At 59.8% G+C, this 22,181-nt stretch carries 18 protein-coding genes; 12 read left to right on the forward strand and 6 right to left on the reverse strand.

All coding sequences use genetic code 11. The features are described from left to right. The first annotated feature begins 254 nt into the window (after positions 1-254). The 8 genes from FGF54_RS16640 (at position 255) to FGF54_RS16675 (ending at position 10,121) form a co-directional block, all read left to right on the forward strand. Positions 255-1,229 (forward strand): LysR family transcriptional regulator, encoded by a 975-nt coding sequence (locus FGF54_RS16640; protein WP_168208160.1) that lies wholly within the window; start codon positions 255-257, stop codon positions 1,227-1,229. A gap of 159 nt (positions 1,230-1,388) precedes the next feature. Then, positions 1,389-3,677 carry an NADP-dependent malic enzyme gene (locus tag FGF54_RS16645; RefSeq protein ID WP_020813293.1) on the forward strand — a complete coding sequence of 763 codons (2,289 nt, stop codon included), beginning with the start codon at positions 1,389-1,391 and terminating at the stop codon, positions 3,675-3,677. Between the two features lie 390 nt (positions 3,678-4,067). Next, positions 4,068-4,904, forward strand: a complete 837-nt coding sequence (locus FGF54_RS16650) for a transporter substrate-binding domain-containing protein (RefSeq protein ID WP_003524556.1) — start codon at positions 4,068-4,070, stop codon at positions 4,902-4,904. A 195-nt stretch (positions 4,905-5,099) separates the two neighbouring features. Continuing rightward, positions 5,100-5,843: an amino acid ABC transporter permease gene (locus FGF54_RS16655; RefSeq protein ID WP_003524557.1), complete on the forward strand. Its 744-nt coding sequence runs from the start codon at positions 5,100-5,102 to the stop codon at positions 5,841-5,843. Further along, positions 5,840-6,622, forward strand: a complete 783-nt coding sequence (locus FGF54_RS16660; RefSeq protein ID WP_080854538.1) for an amino acid ABC transporter permease — start codon at positions 5,840-5,842, stop codon at positions 6,620-6,622. The genes FGF54_RS16655 and FGF54_RS16660 overlap by 4 nt, the downstream gene beginning before the upstream one ends. Positions 6,623-6,634: 12 nt before the next feature. After that, positions 6,635-7,435: an amino acid ABC transporter ATP-binding protein gene (locus tag FGF54_RS16665; protein WP_020813292.1), complete on the forward strand. Its 801-nt coding sequence runs from the start codon at positions 6,635-6,637 to the stop codon at positions 7,433-7,435. 4 nt (positions 7,436-7,439) lie between these two features. Further along, the gene (locus FGF54_RS16670; protein ID WP_142780469.1) at positions 7,440-8,786 is read left to right on the forward strand and encodes an MmgE/PrpD family protein; all 1,347 of its coding nucleotides are present in this window, start codon (positions 7,440-7,442) and stop codon (positions 8,784-8,786) included. A gap of 18 nt (positions 8,787-8,804) precedes the next feature. Beyond that, positions 8,805-10,121, forward strand: a complete 1,317-nt coding sequence (locus tag FGF54_RS16675; RefSeq protein ID WP_168208161.1) for an LLM class flavin-dependent oxidoreductase — start codon at positions 8,805-8,807, stop codon at positions 10,119-10,121. A gap of 84 nt (positions 10,122-10,205) precedes the next feature. Here the strand turns inward: FGF54_RS16675 and FGF54_RS16680 are convergent, their stop codons facing one another. Beyond that, entirely contained in the window at positions 10,206-11,942 is a 1,737-nt protein-coding gene (locus tag FGF54_RS16680; RefSeq protein WP_142780471.1) for a PAS domain-containing methyl-accepting chemotaxis protein, read from the reverse strand. Between the two features lie 318 nt (positions 11,943-12,260). On the opposite strand from FGF54_RS16680, the gene FGF54_RS16685 reads away from it, so the two are divergent. Then, positions 12,261-13,514, forward strand: coding sequence for an FAD-binding oxidoreductase (locus FGF54_RS16685; RefSeq protein ID WP_142780472.1), 1,254 nt, complete (start codon positions 12,261-12,263; stop codon positions 13,512-13,514). Between the two features lie 16 nt (positions 13,515-13,530). Here the strand turns inward: FGF54_RS16685 and FGF54_RS16690 are convergent, their stop codons facing one another. Continuing rightward, positions 13,531-14,064 carry a hypothetical protein gene (locus FGF54_RS16690; protein WP_210247437.1) on the reverse strand — a complete coding sequence of 178 codons (534 nt, stop codon included), beginning with the start codon at positions 14,062-14,064 and terminating at the stop codon, positions 13,531-13,533. A 69-nt stretch (positions 14,065-14,133) separates the two neighbouring features. Then, positions 14,134-14,358, reverse strand: a complete 225-nt coding sequence (locus FGF54_RS16695; protein WP_003524572.1) for an aa3-type cytochrome c oxidase subunit IV — start codon at positions 14,356-14,358, stop codon at positions 14,134-14,136. A 414-nt stretch (positions 14,359-14,772) separates the two neighbouring features. Here FGF54_RS16695 and FGF54_RS16705 point away from each other — a divergent pair, with 414 nt between their 5' ends. Then, positions 14,773-15,312, forward strand: coding sequence for a TRAP transporter small permease subunit (locus tag FGF54_RS16705; RefSeq protein ID WP_020813285.1), 540 nt, complete (start codon positions 14,773-14,775; stop codon positions 15,310-15,312). 32 nt (positions 15,313-15,344) lie between these two features. Continuing rightward, a complete protein-coding gene (locus tag FGF54_RS16710) occupies positions 15,345-16,814 on the forward strand; it encodes a TRAP transporter large permease subunit (RefSeq protein ID WP_003524574.1) in 1,470 nt (489 codons plus the stop codon). A gap of 384 nt (positions 16,815-17,198) precedes the next feature. On the opposite strand, the gene FGF54_RS16715 is transcribed toward FGF54_RS16710, so the two are convergent. Continuing rightward, positions 17,199-18,296 carry a TRAP transporter substrate-binding protein gene (locus FGF54_RS16715; RefSeq protein ID WP_003524575.1) on the reverse strand — a complete coding sequence of 366 codons (1,098 nt, stop codon included), beginning with the start codon at positions 18,294-18,296 and terminating at the stop codon, positions 17,199-17,201. Between the two features lie 304 nt (positions 18,297-18,600). Between FGF54_RS16715 and FGF54_RS16720 the strand changes: the two genes are divergently transcribed. Next, complete coding sequence (locus tag FGF54_RS16720) at positions 18,601-19,356, forward strand: gamma-glutamyl-gamma-aminobutyrate hydrolase family protein (protein ID WP_020813283.1); 756 nt, start codon at positions 18,601-18,603, stop codon at positions 19,354-19,356. Positions 19,357-19,437: 81 nt separating this feature from the next. Here the strand turns inward: FGF54_RS16720 and FGF54_RS16725 are convergent, their stop codons facing one another. Both FGF54_RS16725 and FGF54_RS16730 read right to left on the reverse strand, forming a co-directional pair. Then, entirely contained in the window at positions 19,438-20,469 is a 1,032-nt protein-coding gene (locus tag FGF54_RS16725) for an ABC transporter permease (protein ID WP_003524582.1), read from the reverse strand. A gap of 32 nt (positions 20,470-20,501) precedes the next feature. Continuing rightward, the gene (locus FGF54_RS16730) at positions 20,502-22,043 is read right to left on the reverse strand and encodes a sugar ABC transporter ATP-binding protein (protein ID WP_142780473.1); all 1,542 of its coding nucleotides are present in this window, start codon (positions 22,041-22,043) and stop codon (positions 20,502-20,504) included. Positions 22,044-22,181 lie beyond the last annotated feature (138 nt).

Consider the following 22,181-nt stretch of genomic DNA (forward strand, 5'->3'; position numbering starts at 1 on the left):
CGGACAGTCCGCCGCCACTGCGGCCAGACGAAGTTGCGCCAGAGGCGGCGCGGCTGAACGGGGAACAATGGTGGGGAAGATTTCCGTCGTGACTGTCATTTTGACCCATTCACTGCAGGTAACCGCCGGCCCTATGGACGGCGGACAAGGTGCTTGAACAAATCCTCCCCGGTTCGCATCGCCAAACCCCGCATAAGCGGCAAAGACGACCGAAACACTGGCTGCGGTATAACGTCGCCTGCGACAAGATGACAATGCGCAAGATGGGCAATTTTGATAAGCTGTACTTATACCACACCAAACCCCTCAACACAAAGACCTGTCCGCCGATGGATATTCGCCAACTCACAATATTCGTGGAAGCCGCAAGGGCCAGGAACTTTCGCGCCGCCGCCCTGCAGCTCGGCATCGCCCAGCCCGCCGTGACACAACGCATCCGCCAGTTGGAGGAAAATCTGGGCTTCAAGCTCTTTCATCGCATCAATCGCGGCGTCGAACTCACCCCGGCCGGTCAGTCTATGCTCATCGAGGCGGAAGAAATCCTCGCCCGTACCAAGGGCGCGCTGGAAAAGGCGCAGCAGATCAGGCGCGGCCAGCTCGGCACGCTGCGCATCGGTTACGGCACCAGTGTCATGGCGGAGCGCAAACTTCCGGCGCTGATCACCCGTTACGGCGATGAACACAAGGATGTGACGCTGGAACTGTTGCCCGGCATGACAATGGAACAGCTGATCGAGCAGGTGGCGACACGCAAGACCGACGTCGCCTTCATCCGCGCGCCCCTTCCCTCGCTACCGCAGACCCTGCGGGCCATGCCCTTCGATCGCTCGAGGCTTTGCGTCGCCCTGCCGGAACGTCACGCACTCGCCGGTCGCTCCCGGATTTCGGTCAACGATATCGTGCGGGAAAAACTGCTGCTGCCGGTTGACGAGATCGGCCTTGGCCTCAGTAGCAGCGCACTTTCGCTTTTCGAGGATGCTGGCTGTGCGCCGGAAATCGGCATGCGCATCGCCAACGTCAATACGATCCTCGCGCTCGTGGAGGCCGGTGCGGGCATTTCCATCCTCCCGGAAACCACGGTGCGCTCCGCAAGAGGCATTGTCGGCGTGCCGCTGGAGAGCGCCGATGCATGGTCCGATTGTGTGCTGGTCGTCAGGCGCGGCGCCCTCGCCCTGCATGTCGAAGCCTTCGTGAACATGGCCCGACAGGCCTATCGTCCGAGCCTCTGACGCGAAGCAGGGGAATTAATCGATTGAATCGGCCGCAAATTTCATCACGCTTAAATTTGCTGCATTGAACAACATTCAAGGCTTGGCAGGCGCGCGAAAAATACAATAACAACGGCGGATATTTTTACACTGTTATCGACACGAAAGCACGCTCAGCCCATGTCCGACACGACCAAACCCGCCAGCACCAGAACATCGGTTACGGATCAGGAAGCCCTGGATTTCCACGCGGAAGGCCGACCGGGGAAACTGGAAATCACCCCGACCAAACCGATGGCGACGCAGCGGGACCTGTCGCTCGCCTATTCGCCGGGCGTGGCCGTGCCGGTGAAAGCCATCGCCGAAAATCCGGCGACCGCTTACGACTATACCACGCGCGGCAACATGGTTGCGGTCATCTCCAACGGCACCGCCATCCTCGGTCTCGGCAATCTCGGCGCGCTCGCCTCCAAGCCGGTCATGGAAGGCAAATCCGTTCTCTTCAAGCGGTTCGCCGATGTCGATTCCATCGATCTTGAGGTCGATACCGAAGACGCCGATGAGTTCATCAATTGCGTGCGTTACCTCGGCCCCTCCTTCGGTGGTATCAATCTGGAAGACATCAAGGCGCCGGAATGTTTCATCATCGAAAGCCGCCTGCGCGAGCTGATGGACATTCCCGTATTCCATGACGATCAGCATGGCACCGCCATCATCGCCGCCGCCGGCCTCATCAACGCCATCGAACTGACGGGCCGCGACTTCAAGACCACGAAGCTCGTCTGCAATGGCGCGGGTGCTGCGGCAATCGCCTGCATGGACCTCATCAAGGCCATGGGTTTCAACCCTGAAAACATCACGCTCTGCGATACCAAGGGCGTGATCTATCAGGGCCGTACCGAAGGCATGAACCAGTGGAAATCCGCCCACGCGGTGAAAACCAACAACCGCACGCTGGCGGAAGCCATGAAGGGCGCGGATGTTGTATTCGGCCTCTCCCAGAAGGGCGCTTTCAGCGAAGAAATGATCCGTTCCATGGCGCCGAAGCCGATCATCTTCGCCATGGCCAATCCGGACCCGGAAATCACCCCCGAGGAAGTGTCGCGCATCCGCGACGACGCCATCATGGCGACCGGGCGTTCGGACTACCCGAACCAGGTCAACAACGTCCTGGGCTTCCCTTATATCTTCCGCGGCGCTCTCGATGTCCGCGCCAGCCAGATCAACGACGCGATGAAGATCGCGGCGGCACAGGCGCTCGCCGATCTTGCCCGCGAAGACGTGCCTGACGATGTGGCCGCAGCCTATCAGGGCAACCGCCCGCGCTTCGGATCGCAATATATCATTCCGGTCCCCTTCGATCCGCGCCTGATCTCCGCCATTCCGGTGGCCGTGGCGAAAGCCGCTATCGAAACCGGCGTCGCCCGCCGGGAGCTGCCCGACCTCGACGCCTATGCCCGCGAACTTTCCGCCCGCCGCGACCCGATGGCGTCCACCACACAGCGCCTTTACGAGCGGGTGCGCCGCTCGCCGAAGCGCGTGGTCTTTGCAGAAGCCGAAGAAGAACAGGTTATGCGCGCGGCGATTTCGTTCACCGCGCAGGGCCTCGGCACCGCCATCCTGCTCGGCCGTGACGATATCATCAAGGCCAATGCGGAACGCGCGGGCATCGATCTCGACCGCGCCAACATCGAGATCACCAACGCCCGCCTTTCCAGCCGCGTCGATGCCTATGTCGATTATCTCTATGCGCGTCTGCAGCGCGGCGGTTTCCTGCTGCGCGACGTGCAGCGTCTTGTGCACAACGACCGCAACCATTTCGCCGCCTGCATGGTGGCTATGGGCGATGCGGACGCCGTGGTCACCGGCGTTACCCGCAACTATTCGACGGCGCTGGAGGATATCCGCCGCTGCATCAATACCAAGCCCGGCCATCGCGTCATCGGCGTTTCGCTGGTGGTCTCGCGCAACCGCACCGTCTTCGTTGCCGATACCGCCGTGCATGACATGCCGAATGCGGAAGACCTGGCCGATATCGCCGAAGAAGCAGCCCATCTTGCCCGCCGTTTCGGTTACGAGCCGCGCGTTGCCATGCTCGCCTATTCCACCTTCGGCCAACCGACCGGCGAACGTTCCGACAAGGTGCGCGAGGCGGTGAAAATCCTCGACAGGCGCAACGTCAATTTCGAGGTCGACGGCGAAATGTCGGCTGATGTGGCGCTGAACCATCACCGCATGCAGAGCCAGTATCCTTTCGCCCGGCTTTCCGGCCCGGCCAATGTGCTGGTCATGCCCGCCATCCATTCCGCTTCCATCTCCACCAAGATGCTGCAGGAACTGGGCGGCGCAACCGTCATCGGCCCGCTTCTCGTTGGTCTCGACAAGTCGGTCCAGATCACCTCGATGGGGGCGAAGGACAGCGATATCGTCAATATGGCGGCAATCGCGGCCTATAATGCCGGTCGTTGACACGGGCCGGGACGTTCAGCACGTTTCTTCTCCCCGAGGGGGAGAAGGTGGCCGAAGGGTCGGATGAGGGGGCCACGTCAGCGATAGACCGCCCCCTTGCCCCTCATCCCGCTGCCGCGACCTTCTCTCCGGCGGGGAGAAGGCGAAAGCCGCAGTCGCTCGCTTTCCATGGACGATGCGGCCCGTATGCTGCGCCAGATTTACTCTCCCGCTCCCACTGAGAAGCGGACAAAGAACAAGATTCTACGATCTCAAATTATTAGGATAATTTTTCCCTCCAAAAGATTTATTGGAACCGGATTTTATTCATACTATTTTTCACGCAATGCCAATTCTCGCTCTTGGCGGGTGCCTCATGTAGTTTCCACCTACAATCAAAAGGAAATACCCATGGCCCTCTCTTTCTCCAAATTTGCCGCAAAACTCATTGCCGGAACCGTCGTCATCGCTTCGATGGCCACCGCCGCTCACGCGGATGCAACGCTCGACCGGATCAAGGGTCGCGGCAAGCTCACTGTCGGTGTTATCCTTTCCGGCGCGCCTTTCGGCTTTATCGATCCGAAGACGCAGGAGCAGAAGGGTCTCAACATCGACGTCGCCAAGGCGCTGGCCGCCGGCCTCGGTGTCGAGCTGGTCACCGAAACCGTGACCCCGCCCAACCGCGTGCAGTTCCTGCAGCAGGGCAAGGTCGATATTCTGATCGCCAACATGCAGTACACGGAAGAGCGCGCCAAAACGCTCGATTACGTACCGACCCCCTATGACCGCCAGGGTGGCGCCGCCATCGGCCGCAAGGACAGTGGCATCAAGGACTGGCCGGACCTGAAGGGCAAGATCGCCTGCGTTTCGCAAGGCTCGAACTACACCCAGCCGCTGATCGAGCAATATGGCGCGCAGGTAAAGGCGCTGCCGAGCCAGCCGGAATCGCTGCTGGCACTCAAGGGCGGCAATTGCGACGTCTCCGTTCACGTCAACGGCACGCTGAGCCTGATGCTTCAGGACCGCGCCGATGAGTGGAAGGATTACGGCATCCTCATCCCCACCGACCTGATCCCGTCTGATTCCGTGATCTGGCTGCGCAAGGGCGAAAGCGACACGCAGGCCGCTCTCGACAAGATCGTCAAGGAACTGCACGCATCCGGCAAGATGCTCGAATTCGCCAAGGCCAACCGTCTGCCGAGCATCGGCTATATGGAAGAGCAGCAGAAGAAACTTTCGGCGCAATAAGACAGGCGCAGGGTCTCTCCGTTCCTTGCCTGTCCTCACCGCAGGGTGAGGATGATGCCGAACAGGCGGAGTGATTTCCTATGACCATCAGGAACGGCCGGTTTCGCCCGCCGTTCTTTTCTGCTTTAAAGCAAGACAGGTCATTCTGGCGCCGCCTGCAGGGCGGCGCACCCGCGACAACAGCATGGATTTCCGATGCAGGATGGATTTACAGCGCGCTTCATAGAACTGGCCGCGCATCTCGGCCTCAACTATGATTTTCTGAACAGCGGTTACGAGGTTCAGATCTGGCTCGACGGCATGAAGATGACGCTGATCCTCGTCGCCGTCACTTTGCCGCTCAGCCTCGTCTTCGGCTTCATTTTCGCGGCCATGCTGACATCGGGCAAGGTCTGGCTTGCCGGTCCCGTCCGCGCCTATGTGGAACTGACGCGCAACACGCCGACGCTGGTGCAGCTGATGTGCGGTTTCCTCGTGCTCAACATGCTGATTTCCAATGCGCTGGGCGGCGCGCAGAACAATCCGCTGACACCCTTTTTCTGGGTCGTCGCCATTACCGGCCTGCACATTGCCGCTTTCCATGCGGAAGCGTTGCGTGGCGGTATCGAGGCGGTGCCGGCCACCACCATCGAGGCGGCGCGCGCGATCGGTTTCAGCTCCTTCGAGATTTTACGTTATGTGGAGTTTCCGCTGGCCATCCGCACGGCGCTGCCCTCCATCATCAACAACCTCGTCAATCTGGTGAAGCTCACCACGGTCGGTTCGGCAATTGCGGTGGGTGAAATCACCTATGCCTCGATCCTGATCTGGACGCAGCGCGACAATGTGGTCGAGCTGATGATCGTCATCCTGATCTTCTTCAGCGTCATCAATTTTATCGTCGCAAGGGCCGGTCTCTGGCTTGAACGGCGTCTTGCGGTTCCGGGGTTCGGTCAATGAGTGCGGTGGTTTCTCCAACACAGGCGGTGAAGAAGCCGCCCTTCGGCACCATTCTGTTGCTCGGCGTGCTGATTGCCGTCATTCTGTGGCTGATCCTCGATCCTTCGCTCGGCCAGGTGCTGCTGCAATGGCTGCCCTATCTGGCCAAGGGTTTTGCCATGAACGTGCTGATCAGCATCCTTGCGATCGCCATCGGCACCTTCATCGGCGTCCTCCTCGGCATCATGGAGCTTGCGCCCTATCGCCTCGTGCGCGCGCCGGCGCTCACCTATGTGCAGATATTCCGCAACGCCCCGCATCTGGTGCTGATCTTTGCCGCGACCTACATCTTCCCCTTCGAGATCGTCGCCTTCGGCAACTACATTCCCTTCCCGGACTGGATCAAGGCCGTGGTCGGTCTCGCCATTCCGGCTAGCGCCCATATCGCCGAAATCACCCGCGGCGCCATCCAGTCCATTCCGACGGCACAATGGGAAGCGGCGCAGGGGCTGGGTTTTTCGCGCAACCAGACACTGCGCTGGATCATCCTGCCGCAATGCGTGAAGCGCTCGCTGCCGCCATGGATGAACCTCTATGCGTCGATCACCATGGGTACGGCGCTCGCCTCGCTGGTCGGCGTTCATGAACTTCTGCACGCCGCGACAGACGCCAGCACCGCCGTTCAGCGCAACGATTTCACCGTGGTGGTTTACCTCACCGTTCTGATGGCGTTCTTCCTGTTCTGCTATCCCGTCTCCCGTTTCACGCAGCGCCTCGAGCGGCGCTTCGCTTCCCGCTGATTGGAACAAGCCATGTCCGCACCCGCACCACAAACCGCCGCAAAAGCTCTGGTCGAACTGGAAGGCATACACCTGTCCTTCGGTGACAATCAGGTCCTGAAGGGCATCGACCTTACCGTGAACAAGGGCGACGCCGTCTCCATCATCGGCCCTTCCGGCTCCGGCAAGTCCACCATCCTGCGCTGCATCAACGGCCTGCTCATCCCGCAATCGGGCAAGATCACCGTCGGCGGCACGCGGGTGGACCAGCTCAAGACCGAGGCTGAGCGCATCGCGCTGCGCAAACGCATCGGCATCGTGTTCCAGCAGTTCAACCTCTTTCCGCATCTGACGGTGATGGAAAACATCACCATCGCGCCGATCAAGATTCTCGGCACGCCGAAAGCTGAAGCCGAGCGCCATGCCCGCGAATTGCTGGAAAAAGTGCGTCTTTCCCAGAAGGTCGATGCCTATCCCGGCCAGCTTTCCGGCGGCCAGCAGCAGCGCGTGGCGATTGCCCGCGCGCTTGCCATGCGGCCGGAACTGGTGTTGTTCGATGAGGTCACGTCCGCGCTCGACCCGGAAACCGTGGGCGAAGTGCTCGCCGTTATCCGCGATCTCGTCAATGATGGCATGACCAGCATTCTCGTCACGCACGAAATGCGTTTTGCCGAAGAAATCAGCGACAATATCGTCTTCACCGAAAACGGCCTGATCGTCGATCAGGGCACGCCGGAGCACATCTTCTACAAGTCGACCAATCCGCGCATCAACGCCTTCGTCAAGGGTCTCGGCGGACAGGTGGCGCGGGTCAATGACGGCGAAGGGATTTGATGCCATGGCCGCCGACGAAAAACTCACCCTTCATCTTGCCGAAGCGATTGCCGCCTCCGATCCTTTACGCGACGACGAGGCGGTGGCCATCGCCCGCACGGCGCTGATCGATTTTTTCGCCTGCGTGCTGGGCGGCGCCGCCGACAGAAGCACGAAAATCCTGATCGACAGCTTTACACCCGGTACGTCAGGCACGGCGGGCATTATCGGCCACGATCTGCGCACGGATGCCTTTACCGCCGCCCTCATCAACGGCCACGCCGGGCATGTGCTTGATTATGACGATGTCCACGGCAGCGTGCGCGGCCACCCAACCGTCGCCATCATTCCCGCTTTGCTGGCTATCGCGGTCGAAGAGGGCTCCACGGCGGATGCCTTCATCGCCGCCTATATCGTCGGGCTGGAAACCATGGCGCGTCTCGGCCTCTCGCTCGGCACCAAACATTACGAAAACGGCTTCCACGCCACCGCCACGCTCGGCCCCATTGGTGCCTCGGCGGCGATTGCCCATCTCCTGAAATTCGATCCGCAGACAACGGCCGTGGCGCTCGGCCTCGCTGCCACCCAATCGGCCGGGCTTCGTCTGCAATTCGGTTATGACGCCAAGCCGCTGCATGCCGGGCTCGCCACGCGCGCCGGCCTCACCGCCGCGCGGCTGGCGCGATCAGGTTTCCAGGGCGCGCCGGATTTTCTGGAAAACCCCATCGGTTTTTATTCCGCCTACGCCTTCGGCGCCGAGCAGCCGAAACGTGTTCTCTCCGGCTGGGGCGCACCCTGGCAGATCGTCTCGCCCGGCCTCACCCTCAAGGCCTTTCCCTGCTGCACCGCCAGCCATCCCGTTGCCGTCGGCGCGCTGGCGCTGCGCAACAGCAATGATCTGACGCCGGATGAGATCGAAACTGTCACCATCACCTTCCCGCCGGGCGGCGATGCCGCCCTCGTCGGACCGGCCACGCCCACGACCGGCATCGATGCACGCTTCAGCGCCGAATATGTCTTTGCCGCAGCGCTAACTGATGGAGCGCTCGGTATCGGCCATTTCGATGAGCGCCCGACACGCGGCGACCTGCTCGCCCTTTCCGCAAAAGTCTCACGCCGGCATGACGAGACCGCCCGCCGCCTCTCGCCCGATCCGACCACCCGGTTCGTGGTCATCGACGTGACGAAGAAGGACGGCACGGTGCTGTCACGCCGTGTCGATGGCCTCCCCGGCATCGATGACCCGACCGAAAAATTCGCCGACGCAACCGGCGGCAATGAGAAATTCGCCGGCATTCCGGCACTGGTGCGGTCCATGAAAACCGCAGCCGACCTCAGGAAGCTCGAAACGCTTCTGGTATCGCAAATATAACTCGACCGACATGAAGGCATGATTCCCATGACCACCACGACACGCAAAAGACAGATGCATCTCGGCCTTTTCCTGCAGGGCGCCGGGCACCACGTTTCCGGCTGGCGTCACCCCGATGCCGAAGCCGGCAGCGAAAATTTCGATCTGCTCACCCGTGTGACGAAAATGGCCGAAGCCGCGAAGTTCGACATGGTATTCTTGGCCGACGGCCTGACCAGCGGCGTCGACGCCCACCCCTCGATGATTGCCCGTTTCGAGCCGCTGACCCTGCTGGCAGCCCTTGCCATGGTCACCGACAAGATCGGGCTGGCCGCGACCGCCTCCACCACCTATGGCGAGCCCTACCACACCGCCCGCGCCTTCGCTTCCATCGATCATCTGAGCCACGGCCGCGCGGCGTGGAACATCGTCACCACATCCTATGCCCGCACGGCGGCGAATTTTTCCAAGGACCATCCCGAGCATGACGAGCGTTATGCGGTGGCGGAAGAATATGTGAATGTCGTTCGCGGCCTGTGGGACAGCTGGGATGACGACGCCTTTGTCAAGGACAAGCAGGCGGGCCGCTACGTCGATCCGGAAAAGGTCCATATCCTCAACCACGAGGGCAAATATTTCACGGTCAAGGGACCGCTCAATATTCCGCGTTCGCCGCAGGGCCACCCGGTTCTCATCCAGGCCGGATCTTCCGGTCCGGGGCAGGATCTCGCCGCCCGCACCGCCGATATCGTCTTCACCGCCCAGCAGGCGATTTCCGAAGCGCAGGCCTTCTATACGAGCCTTAAAGCCCGCGTGGAAAAATTCGGCCGCGATCCGGCGAGCGTCGCCGTGATGCCCGGCTTCATGCCGATCATCGGCAGCAGCTTTGAAGAGGCTGGCGAAAAACTGAAGGAACTGAACCGCTGGACCGATATCAAGAGCGCAATGCCGCTGCTTGAAGAACGCATCGGCCACAGCCTCACTGATTACGATCTCGACGGTCCGCTGCCGGACCTGCCGATTTCCGACCAGCTGCGCAGCCGCGCCGAACTTCTGACCGAACTGGCGCGCCGCGAAAAGCTGACGATCCGGGAACTTGCGCTGCGCGTCGCTGCCGGCCGCGGCCACCATATCGTCATGGGCACGGCCAAGGATGTGGCGGACCGAATGCAGGAATGGTTCGAAAACGGTGCGGCCGACGGTTTCAACGTCATGCCGCCCTTCTTCCCCGGCGGGCTGGAGGAATTCAACCGCGAGGTCGTTCCGCTGCTCCAGGAGCGCGGCCTGTTCCGCAAGGACTACGAAGGCTCAACGCTGCGCGACCACCTCGGTATCGAACGACCGGCGCTGCGGTGAAAAAGCCATGCGGATGCCCGTTCAAAAGGCATCCGCATCCACCAAATCTCATTCTCAAGCTGAAGCGGGCCTGAGCCCGCTCCTTTACGCGGCCGCCCGTGCCGACGTCTGGTCGCGCCGGGCCGTATTCAGAGTATCCGGGCGGGTGGACGATCCGTCTTCCCGCTGCACCGTACGGCGGTTCAGCTTGAACAGGCTGACAAGCTGCGCCAGCGCATCCGCGCCCTGCGCCAGCGTCGTGCTGATCACCGTTGTACGGGCGCTCATCGCCGCATTCTCCTGCGTCATCCGGTCCAGCCGGCTGACCGCCTTGTTGATCTCGCTGATGCCGACGGCCTGCTCGTCCGCCGCCTTGGCGATCATGTCGACATTGCCGTCAATGTGCCTGACCAGCGCGTCGATCTGCTTCAGCGCTTCGCCGGTTTCGCCCACCAGCCTGACGCCTTCCAGAACCTCGGTGCCGGAATTGTTGATCAGCGCCTTGATTTCCTTCGCGGCATTGGCGGAACGCTGCGCCAGCTCGCGCACTTCCTGCGCCACGACGGCAAAACCCTTGCCGGCATCCCCCGCACGCGCGGCCTCCACGCCGGCATTTAGCGCCAGCAGGTTCGTCTGGAAGGCGATTTCGTCGATCACACCGATGATCTGGCTGATTTCCCGCGAAGCCGTCTCGATACGCTGCATGGCATCGACCGTCCGCTCCACGACCTCGGTGGAAGCCACGGTGGATGTCCGCGCGCTCTGAACGAGCTTGCGCGTCTCTTGCATATTTTCTGTCGAGGAACGGACCGTCGCGGTGATTTCTTCGAGTGCTGCCGAAGTCTCCTCGAGCGCCACCGCCTGCTCACGCGAACGGTCGGCGAGATTGACGGAGGCTTCGCTGACTTCCTGGCTGCTGCGGGTCAGGTCTCCGGTCTGGCCGAGAACGTTTTCCAGCGTCTTCTGGAATTCAGCGATGGATTTGTTGAAATCGTGGCGCAGCCGTTCGAATTCGCCGACGAAGGGTTTGTCCAGCGTAATTCGGATATTGCATTGAGAAAGCCGCTCGAGCGCAGCACCAAGTTCCTCGACCGCATGCATCCGGTCCGTCACATCGAAAGCGAATTTCACTACCTTGAAGACGCGGCCTCGATCATCGATGATCGGATTATAGGAGGCCTGAATGAAGACGCGTTTGCCATCCTTGCCAAGGCGCATGAACTGCCCCGTCGAGAAGTTGCCCTTTCCGAGTTCCTTCCAGAAATCCCGATAGTCCTGAGACTGGGCATAGGCAGGCTCGCAGAACATCGAATGATGTTTGCCGATGATGTCTTCCGCCGTGTAACCGAGCGTCGCGAGGAAATTTTCGTTGGCGCTGAGAATTTTCCCTTCGGGCGTAAATTCGATTATGGCCTGCGCGTGGGAGAGCGCTGCCAGTTTCCCGTCATCCTCGGCGCTCTTGCGCTTGATCGAGGTGATGTCGGTTGCAATCTTGACCACCTTGTAGGGTTTACCGAAACGGAACACCGGATTGTAGGAAGCTTCGATCCAGATTTCGTCGCCATTCTTGGCCCGACGTCGATACTGACCCTGATCGTATTCGCCACGCGACAGCTTCGCCCAGAAGCTCTTGTATTCGGGCGAGGCCGCATCTTCGGGAGACAGGAACATACTGTGGGTACGCCCAACGATTTCAGACTGCTGATAGCCGACGGCCTTGCAGAAATTATCGTTCGCTTTCAAAATCTTGCCGGTCAGATCGAACTCGATGATGGCCTGTGAGCGGCTCAGCGCATCAAGCACCGCAGAAGCATCCAGACCGAGTTTGGAAAAGTGAGACATCTTTTTGAACCCTCAAACAGTAATCCATATGCAGACCTGTTCCACCCTCGAAATATAGAGATGAAAAACGGTCGGCCCGCCTGCACGCGAAACTAGCCGGACACCGTTAAATAGCGATTAATAATGAACTATAACTATTGATCCGGAGCCTCAATCGACTGCCGGTATGCTTCATCGCGAATATATTCGCCTTGTCTATTTCGGACCGCTTATTTGCCACAGTGCTGATATTTCTGCGCCGGCAACACGATACGGCCTTTCATCGGGGCGGCATTCATTGTTATGCGGGGTTGAAAGATTTGTGTTGCAGGAGCGCCGATGACCAAAACCCTGAAATGCGATGTGCTGGTGATCGGCACCGGCATTATCGGTTCCATGGCGGCGCTTTATCTGCAGAATGCCGGACGCGAGGTGGTGCTGCTGGAGCGCGGCGAGGTTGCCCGGGGCGCGAGTTCCGGCAATGCCGGCATTCTGGCCTTCCCTGAAATCATCCCCATTCCCGCTCCCGGCATCATGAAAAAAGCGCCGCGCTGGCTGTTCGATCCGCTCGGCCCGCTCAGTGTGCCGCCCGCCTATGCGGCGAAGATCGCACCCTGGCTGTGGCGTTTCTGGCGCGCGAGCGCCGAGCGCAACTTTCGCCATGGGCTGAAGTCACTCACCGACATCAACCGGCTGGCTGCCATGGAAATGGCCCATGTCGCCGCGATGCCGGAACTTTCGCATCTCGTTTCGAAAACCGGCACGCTCGATCTTTATGACAGCGAGGCAAGTCTCAATGCCGCCCGCAGGGACTGGGACGAAAAGGAAAGCGCTGGCTTCACCTTTCAGCGCGTCGGCCGCCCCGAAATCGAAGAACTGCAGCCGGGTCTCGCGCCCCAGTTCCGCCATGCCATGTTTTCGCCGGATGGCCTGCAGGTCTCCGACCCTTACGATTTCACCCGTGCCATTTTCGATCTGGTAATCGCCCGCGGCGCCAGCCTGCGCAAAGGCGAGGCCGAACGCATCGATGCCGTGGGCGAAAGTACGATCGTGACGCTGGAAAATGGCGACAAGATCGATGCCGACAAAGTGGTGATCGCCTGCGGCGCGTGGTCGAGAAAACTTGCCGCGACGCTTGGCAACATCGTGCCGCTGGAAACCGAACGTGGTTACAACACCACCCTTTCCCCCGAGGCTTTCAACCTGACGCGCCAGCTTTATTTCAACGACCATGGCTTCGTCGTCACTCCGCTATCGACGGGCATCCGCATTGGCGGCGCGGTCGAACTCGGCGGGCTGGAACTGAAGCCGAATTTCCGCCGTGCGGAAGCCATGCTGAAGAAAGCAGGACGCTTCCTGCCCGGCCTCAAACTGGAAGGCGGGAAACAATGGATGGGGTTCCGCCCATCCATGCCGGACTGTCTTCCCGTCATCGGCACGGCACGCGCCACGCCGTCCGTCATCTATGCCTTCGGCCATGGCCATCTGGGGCTGACACAATCGGCAGCAACCGCCCGTCTGGTGACGCAACTGGCCAGCGGTGAGGAGACGGAAATCTCGGTCGATCCTTTCCGGCCGGGACGTTTTTCCTGAGTTCAGGAAGACGGGACTATTTCACCGGCTGCATAGAACCATCCGGAAACACCACCTCGGCGAAGGACGGATAGACCTTGCGCAGGATGGTGACCTGCTGCTGGTCGCTTACCCGCAGCAAATACCAGTCCGCACCGTCCATCAGCGCCAGCGTGTGGGATTTCGCCTCGATCGTCTGGCCGCCGGTTTCCATCATCGTCCTGGTCGGAATGAGCGCATAGGGCGTTCCATCAGACGTTTGTACAAGGCTGATCGCCTGCGTATCCATGGTGAACTCGGTTATCTTGACCGCCGCGAGCGCCATCTGCATCTGCGCGGTCAAAGCGCCGCGCAATTGCTCCACGGTAATACCCGCTTCGCCTGCGATGAATTCAAAGATTTTCGGCGGCACCGTCTTGCCGACGACATCGAAATCCTGTGCGCTCAAAGCCGTCTGAAATCGCTCTATCTGTGTGCGAAGACTATCCTGCTCGGCAGGTGAAAGATCGCGTGACAAAGCGGGATGCGCAATCGCCACCAGCAGAAACAGACAATAGAACAGACGCTTCATGGCTTGGCCTTTCCGGTTATCCGGCATCGCCCGGTCCCCGCAACGGGAACCGCTCATGAACGGGATCGTTCAGCGCAGCAAGAAGAAACCCGCAGCCGACAGCACGACGAAGACGACCAGACCGCCAAGGAAGCCGGCGGTGGTGAAGAAACCCGCGACCATGGCCAGCATCAGCACGCACAGCATCATGGTGCCGTACTTCGTCAAGGCCAGAAAACCGTTATAGGTCTTTTCGTGCTCGGCGTAGTTCATCTCGGCGCCGACTTCGACAGGACCCGTGTGGTGTTCGCTCATTCCGCTTCCCCTTGTGCTCCATCCGTCATGCCCGTCGCACGGAAAATCTGCCCGTGGACGATCACGGGCCAATGCCGGATTCTCCGTAACCAGAGGTAACATGAAGTCGCCGAAAAGCGCAATGCGTTCTCAGTGAAAGAGCGGCAGCGGCATGCATCGTTGCCGCTCAACCGGGCAAAATATGTCATAGGGCAACATTCTTTCGCAAACGGTTGAAAACGGCGGTCCACCAAGCTGTTTCATGGTGGTTTTGGTTGCTTTTCGAACCGCCTGACCATACACGGGATTCTGTGGGGAGGAACTCTGGAACCTGTGGCAGCGGAAGCACGTGGAGGCGTGGCCGCAGCAGGGGCGCCCGGCTTTGCTCTCCGCCATAAACCCGCAAAGGGCCCGAAAAGGGAAGAGGGGAAAGTTATGAAATCGCTTTTAAAACTAAGTGCGCTGATAGACCTTGCAAGCGAAGCTCTGGGCAAGGTTGCCGGTTATCTCGTGCTCATCTGCTGCCTTGTCAGCGCCGGCAATGCCATGGTCCGTTACGCCCTGAACTACAGTTCAAACGGCTGGCTGGAAATCCAGTGGTACATGTTCGCTTTCATCGTGCTGATCGGCGCATCCTACACGCTGCGCATGAATGAACACGTGCGAGTGGACATCATTTATGGCGCGATTTCACCGCGCAGCCGCATCTGGGTGGACATTATCGGCATCGTGCTGTTCCTGCTTCCCGGCTGCTTTTACCTCGCCTGGCTTTCCTGGCCCATGTTCACGCTATCCTGGCATCAGAGCGAAATGTCCTCCAATGCCGGCGGCCTCATCCGCTGGCCGGTGAAATTCATCATCTTCGCCGGTTTCGCCCTTCTGGTTCTTCAGGGTTTTTCCGAACTCATCAAGCGCATAGGCGCCCTCAACGGGCTTTATGCGCTCGATACGAAGTACGAAAAACCCCTGCAATGATCGCACCGATCTGAACCTTCAGGATATTTCCCATGTTCGAATATGGTATTCTTCCGCCACTGATGTTCCTCGGCATGATCATCTTCATGCTTTACGGATTTCCGGTTGCTTTCTCGCTCGCCACCGTCGGTCTCGTTTTCGGCGTCATCGGCATCTTCACGGAGCATTTTTCGCCGGCCTTTCTTCAGGCCCTGCCGCTGCGCATCTTCGGCATCGTCTCGAACGACCTTCTGCTCGCCATCCCCTTCTTCACCTTCATGGGCGCGATCCTCGAGCGATGCGGGCTTGCGGAAGATTTGCTTGAAGGGACCGGCAAACTGTTCGGCGCCATTCCGGGCGGTCTCGCTTATGCCGTCATCATCGTCGGCGCGATCCTTGGCGCGATTACCGGCACCGTTGCCGCCTCGGTCATCACCATGGGCGTCATCTCGCTGCCGATCATGCTGAAATATGGTTATAATCCTCGGCTTGCCACCGGCGTCATCGCCGCATCGGGAACGATCACGCAGGTCATCCCGCCTTCGCTGGTGCTGATCGTGCTTGCCGACCAGCTCGGCAAATCCGTCGGCGACATGTATCTGGGCGCCATCGGCCCCTCAATCCTGCAGGTCGCCATCTTCATGCTCTTCATCCTGTTCATGTCGGTCGTGCGGCCGAAGGACCTGCCGGCGCTGCCGCCGGAAGCGCGGGGAGAACTCAACCGGGCGCTGGTGTTCCGCGTGCTGGCAGGCATGATCCCATCTATCGTGCTGATCTTCCTCGTGCTCGGCACCATCTTCCTCGGCCTTGCAACACCCACCGAAGCCGGTGCGCTCGGCGTCGTGGGCGCCATGGCGCTGGCCGCCGCGCACCGCCGCCTCACCTGGGACCTCATCAAGCAGGGCATGCATTCCACCATGCATATCACCTCGATGGTGGTGTTCATTCTGGTCGGCGCCACCTGCTTCTCCCTCGTCTTTCAGGGCATGGACGGTTCGCTCTGGATCGAGCATATGCTGTCGGGCATTCCGGGCGGCCCCATCGGCTTCCTGATCTTCGTCAACATCTTCATCTTCTTCCTCGCCTTCTTCCTCGATTTCTTCGAAATCGCCTTCATCGTCATTCCGATGCTGGCGCCGATCGCCCAGTCGCTCGGCATCGACCTCATCTGGTTCGGCGTTCTGATCTGCATCAACATGCAGACGAGCTTCATGCATCCGCCCTTCGGATTTGCGCTGTTCTACCTGCGCTCCATCGCGCCGCGCACGGTCAAGACATCGGATATCTACATGGGCGCCATCCCATGGCTCGGCATGCAGCTCATCCTCGTCGCCATCGTGATCTTCTGGCCGGAATCCGTCACCTACTGGTTGGACAAGGCGCCCGAGGTCGATCTGAACTCCATCAAGATCGAAGTGCCCGCCTTCGGCAATCAGGGTGGCAACACCATGCCCAATTTCGGCCAGCCGGGTGGATTGCCGGGTATGCCGAATCTTGGCGAGCCCCCGAAGATCGGACCCTGATCGGCGTCTTGTAAGGACTGGGCGAAACGCTTATGATTGCGGAGTGGAAGACAGGGTTGCGCCCCTGCCTTCCGTTTATTCTCTTTAGAAATGGAACCGGACAGTCACTGACCAGCCTGTCCGGTTTTTCCTAATGACGAATGCAATGCTCAGCGTTTTCCACATCGCATCACCTCCACAGTTGAGAGCAAGGCCTTTGCCGAGGTCGGCGTGGCCAATCCCCGCCGACACTCCGGCTGGCCCCGGAGCCTGCTGCTTTTGCCCACAACGGAATTGATCGTAAATCATCCTTTGTTGTCGGATGCGTGAAGGCATGCACGCACAACAAAAACCCCGGAGACCGAAATCACCAGGGCCTTTGCTCGGTCCGCCGTCACCGAATAATCAGAGCTTGCCGTTACGCTGCTGGATCATCATGAAAGTATCGAATGTGTATTCCGCAAGCTGCATCCACAGATAACCTTCGCGCTTGAAGGCGACCTGATCTTCGTAGATCTTCTTGAAGTCCGGATTGGAGGCCGAAATATTGGCATAGACTTCCAGCGCGGCCTTGTAGCAGGCCTCGAGGATTTCCTGGCTGAACGGCCTGAGCACCGCACCTTCAGAGACGAGCTGCTTGATGGCGATCGGGTTTTTCGCGTCGTATTTCGCCATCATGCTGGTGTTGGCGAAGGCGCAGGCGTCCTGCAGTGCCGTCTGGTAGTTTTTCGGCAGGCTGTTCCACTTCTCCAGATTGACGAAGGAGTGGATGACCGGGCCACCTTCCCAGAAAGCGGGATAATAGTAATATTTCGCCACCTTCTGGAAACCGAGCTTGTGGTCGTCATAAGGGCCGACCCATTCCGCCGCGTCGATGGTGCCTTTTTCCAGCGCCGGATAGATATCGCCGCCGGCGATCTGCTGCGGCACCACGCCGAGCTTTTCCACCACCTTGCCGGCAAGACCGGCGATGCGCATCTTCACGCCCTTGAAATCGTCGACGGTGTTGATTTCCTTGCGGAACCAGCCGCCCATCTGCGCACCGGTATTGCCCGAAATCATGCCGTAGAGATTGTGCTTGGCGTAAAACTCGTTGAGCAGCTTGTTGCCGTTGCCTTCATAGAACCATGAGTTCGTAAGGCGGGCATTGAGGCCGAAAGGGATGGCCGTGCCGATGGCGAAGGTCGGATCCTTGCCGACGTAATAATAGGAGCAGGTGTGGCACATTTCCACCGTGCCGGACGATACGGCATCGGCCGCCTGCAGGCCGGGCACGATTTCACCGGCGGCAAAGGGCTGGATGGTGAAATTGCCGTCGGTTGCGGCGGCGACATGCTTGGCAATATCTTCCGCGCCGCCATAGATCGTGTCGAGCGATTTCGGAAACGACGACGTCAGGCGCCAGTTGATCTTGGTATTCTGCTGTGCAATGGCGGGCGCGGCCAGCGCTGCCGTGGCAGCTCCCGCAAGCGCACCTTTTTTCATAAAGGAACGGCGATCCATCTATATCCTCCCAGATATGAACGCTGCCCGCAGCTTTGAATTCCCCTCGTTGCTGTTCAGGCATCGCAGCAAAGTAAGCACGGTTACGGCCCGGCTGACAAGCACCCGCACCAAGAATTAATCGCGGAAAAACCGGCCTTTCCGGGAATTTTCGGAAACTCTGCTTCGTACTTTATTTTCAACTGAAATATCCCGGCATCGCCTTATACTTTAGGCGCATAAAGGATCGTCATAACGCAAAACGCGTGCTTGACTTGGCCAGCCGGCAGTCGCACAAATTTCGAAGATTCGTCCCGGAGCCACCATGCCAAAACCCATTATCGCCGTTCCCGCCGACATCCGGCATTTCACCGGAGCCGACTGGCACGCCGCGCAGAACCAGTATGTTTCCGCCGCGCTGAAAGTGGCTGGTGTCATGTCTTTCATCGTTCCGGCCTTCGAGGACGGAAACGAGGTAGACGCCATTCTCGACCGGGTGGATGGCCTGCTCGTGTCCGGTTCCGCCACCAATGTGCATCCTGCCCTTTACGGAAAAGAAGCGCAGGAAAGTGACGGCCCGTTCGATCAGGCCCGCGACGCCACCAGCCTGCCGCTCATCCGCCGCGCCATCGAACGTGGCATCCCGATGCTGGCCATCTGCCGCGGCATTCAGGAGCTGAACGTCGCACTGGGCGGTACGCTTGCTTCCGAAATTCAGGAACAGCCCGGCATATGGGACCATCGCAAGCCGGAACATGACGACCGCGACGTGGCCTTCGCCATTCGCCAGCCTGTGCATGTGCGCGAAGGCTCCTGCATCGCGCAGCATCTCGGCATGTCGGGCGAAATCCAGATCAATTCGCTGCACCGACAGGCGATCGCCGAGACCGCGCCACGCCTGCAGGTGGAGGCGACAGCGGCGGACGGCACCATCGAGGCCGTTTCGGTCATCGACGCCAAGGGATTTGCCGTCGGCGTGCAATGGCATCCGGAATATTGGGCTGAGACCGACGCCCCGTCGCGCGCTTTGTTCGAGGCCTTCGGCAAGGCCGTCCACGACTATCGGAACAGCAAGGCATGAACCTTAGCCGATCCCCCTCGGCTCACAGGAACATAAAAAAGGGGCAAGCCTGAAGGCCTGCCCCAAGTCTGGGAGGAGGATTTAGCGCTTTGCGCGTTTCTTCTGTCGGTAGACGTCGGCAACGACCGCGGCCACGATGATCAGGCCCTTGACGATTTCCTGGTAATAGGCGTCCACCCGGAGGAAGGTGAAGCCCGACGTCATGACACCGAGGATGATGGTGCCGATCACCGTTCCGGTGATACGGCCGGCACCGCCGGCGAGCGATGTGCCGCCGATGACGGCTGCGGCGATGGCGTCGAGTTCATACATCACGCCCATGCCGGCCTGCGCCGTCTGTGCGCGGGCGGCGGTGACAACACCGGCGAGACCGGCGAGCAGGCCAGCAATGGCATAGACCTTGATCAGATGCGCCTCGATATTAATACCGGATACGCGTGCCGCCTGCTGGTTGGCGCCGATGGCATAGGTAAACTTGCCATAGCGGGTGTAACGCAGCGCCACGTGGAAGATGACGGCGACGACGAGGAACACCACGACCGGCCAGATGCCCGTGCCGATGAAGTTGAAACCGTCCGTCAGACCGGAGATCGGCTGACCCTTCGTATACCACTTGGAAAGACCACGCGCCGTCACCATCATGCCAAGCGTTGCGATGAAGGGCGGAATTTTGGTGCGGGCGATGAGTTGCCCGTTGATGAAGCCCGCAAGGGCGCCAGCCAATATGCCGACGGCCAGCGGGATGAAGAAGGGCAGATCGGTCAACCCCGGATAAAGCGCCCGCGGCCATGTGGACGATTGCGCAACGCTGGCGGACAGCATCGCCGTCAGGCCGACGACGGAACCGGAAGAGAGATCGATACCGCCGGTGATGATGACCTGCGTGACACCGACCGCGATGATGCCGATCACCGAGACCTGCAGGATCATGATCGTCAGGCGCTGCTGGTTCATCAGGAAGCTCTGGCCGATGAAAATCCAGCCGAGAATTTCATAAACCAGCGCGATGCCGATCAGCACGAAAAAGATATTGGCCTCCGGCGGGATGCGCCGGTGCGGCTTGCGTCCAGATTTTGCGTCCAACTCTGTGTTGGCGGCGGCGTTCGTATTCATAATCATTCCTCCTCGAGAAATCCCGGCGCGCCTCACCGCGATGCGAGATCCATCACTTTAACCTGCGTGGCTTCACTTCTATCGAGGAAGCCCGTCACCCGACCTTCATGCATGACCATGACACGGTCGCTCATACCCAGAACCTCCGGCATTTCGGAGGAAATCATGATGACGGCGACGCCCTGGCGCGCCATCTCGCAAACCAGCTTGTGAATTTCCGCCTTGGCCCCGACATCGATGCCGCGCGTCGGCTCATCCAGAATGAGAATACGCGGCTTGGTCAGCATCCAGCGGCCGATCAGCACCTTTTGCTGGTTGCCGCCAGACAGGTTCTCGATGCGCTCGTAAAGATGCGGCGTCTTGACCCGGAGCTTGCGGCACATCTCCTCGCAGGCATCCGACAGCGCATTTTCCTGCACGAAGCCATTGGCTACATATTTGTCCTGCAGGACGGCGATCTGCATGTTCTCCAGAATATTCAGGATCAGCAGGCATCCCGTATCCTTGCGATCCTCCGTCAGGAACGCCATGCGGTGACTGATAGCCGTCGTCGGGCTGTCGATCGAAACCGGCTTGCCGTCGATTGCAATCGTGCCCGAGGATGCGGGCGTTACACCGAACACCGTTTCCGCCACATTGGAGCGGCCCGATCCGACAAGGCCGGCAACGCCGAGAATTTCACCGGCGCGCACATCGAAGGAAATGTCATGGAAAACGCCGTCGAGCGTGAGATTCTTGACCGAAAGCACCACGTCGCCGATCGGAACCTCTTCCTTCGGGAACATCTGGGTGATTTCACGACCCACCATCATGCGGATGATGTCGTCACGCGTTACATCGGTCGAGGCGTGGGTGCCGATATATTTGCCGTCGCGGAAAACCGAAAATTCATCGGCGATCTCGAACAGCTCGTTCATCTTGTGGGTGATGTAGACGATACCGATACCGCGTTCCCGGAGATCGCGGATGATGCGGAAGAGATGCTCCACCTCGCGCTCCGTCAGCGCAGATGTCGGCTCGTCCATGATGAGAACGTCGGAATCATAGGAAACCGCCTTGGCGATCTCGACCATCTGGCGACTTGCCACCGAAAGCTCGCCGACGCGGGTTTCCGGGTCGAGATCGATGCCGAGCCTTTCCAGCAGCGTTTCGGTGCGGCGATACATTTCGCCATGGTCGATGAGGCCCAGCCGGTTCTTCGGCTCGCGTCGTATCCAGATGTTTTCCGCCACCGTCATATAGGCCATCAGGTTCAGTTCCTGATGGATCATGGCAATGCCGTTTTCCAGCGCATCGAGCGGGGAATCGAGACGTATGTCGGCGCCTTTCAGGCGAATTTCTCCACTGTCCGGCTGGTAAATGCCGGCCAGGATCTTCATCAGCGTCGATTTTCCGGCGCCATTCTCGCCCATCAGCGCATGCACGGTGCCGCGCTTCAGCTTGAACTGCACATCATCAAGCGCCACGACGCCGGGAAATTCCTTGCGTATGCCTTCCGCAGCGAGAAGATACTCCGCATTCGGCACGGCTCCGCTGGCGCGCACGGCGGCCATTGTCGATGGACTGACGACCATCTCATCCTCCACAATAGACAAAAATGACCGGAAACAGGCTTTGCCAGACGGCGCACCTTGCCTCCGGGGAGGCTTGCAGCGCCATGTCGATCACGACATGAAAGGCGCTGCAACACTTTGAATTCACTGAAATTCAAT

The organism is Agrobacterium sp. T29, assembly GCF_006970545.1.
Lineage (GTDB): Bacteria > Pseudomonadota > Alphaproteobacteria > Rhizobiales > Rhizobiaceae > Agrobacterium > Agrobacterium leguminum.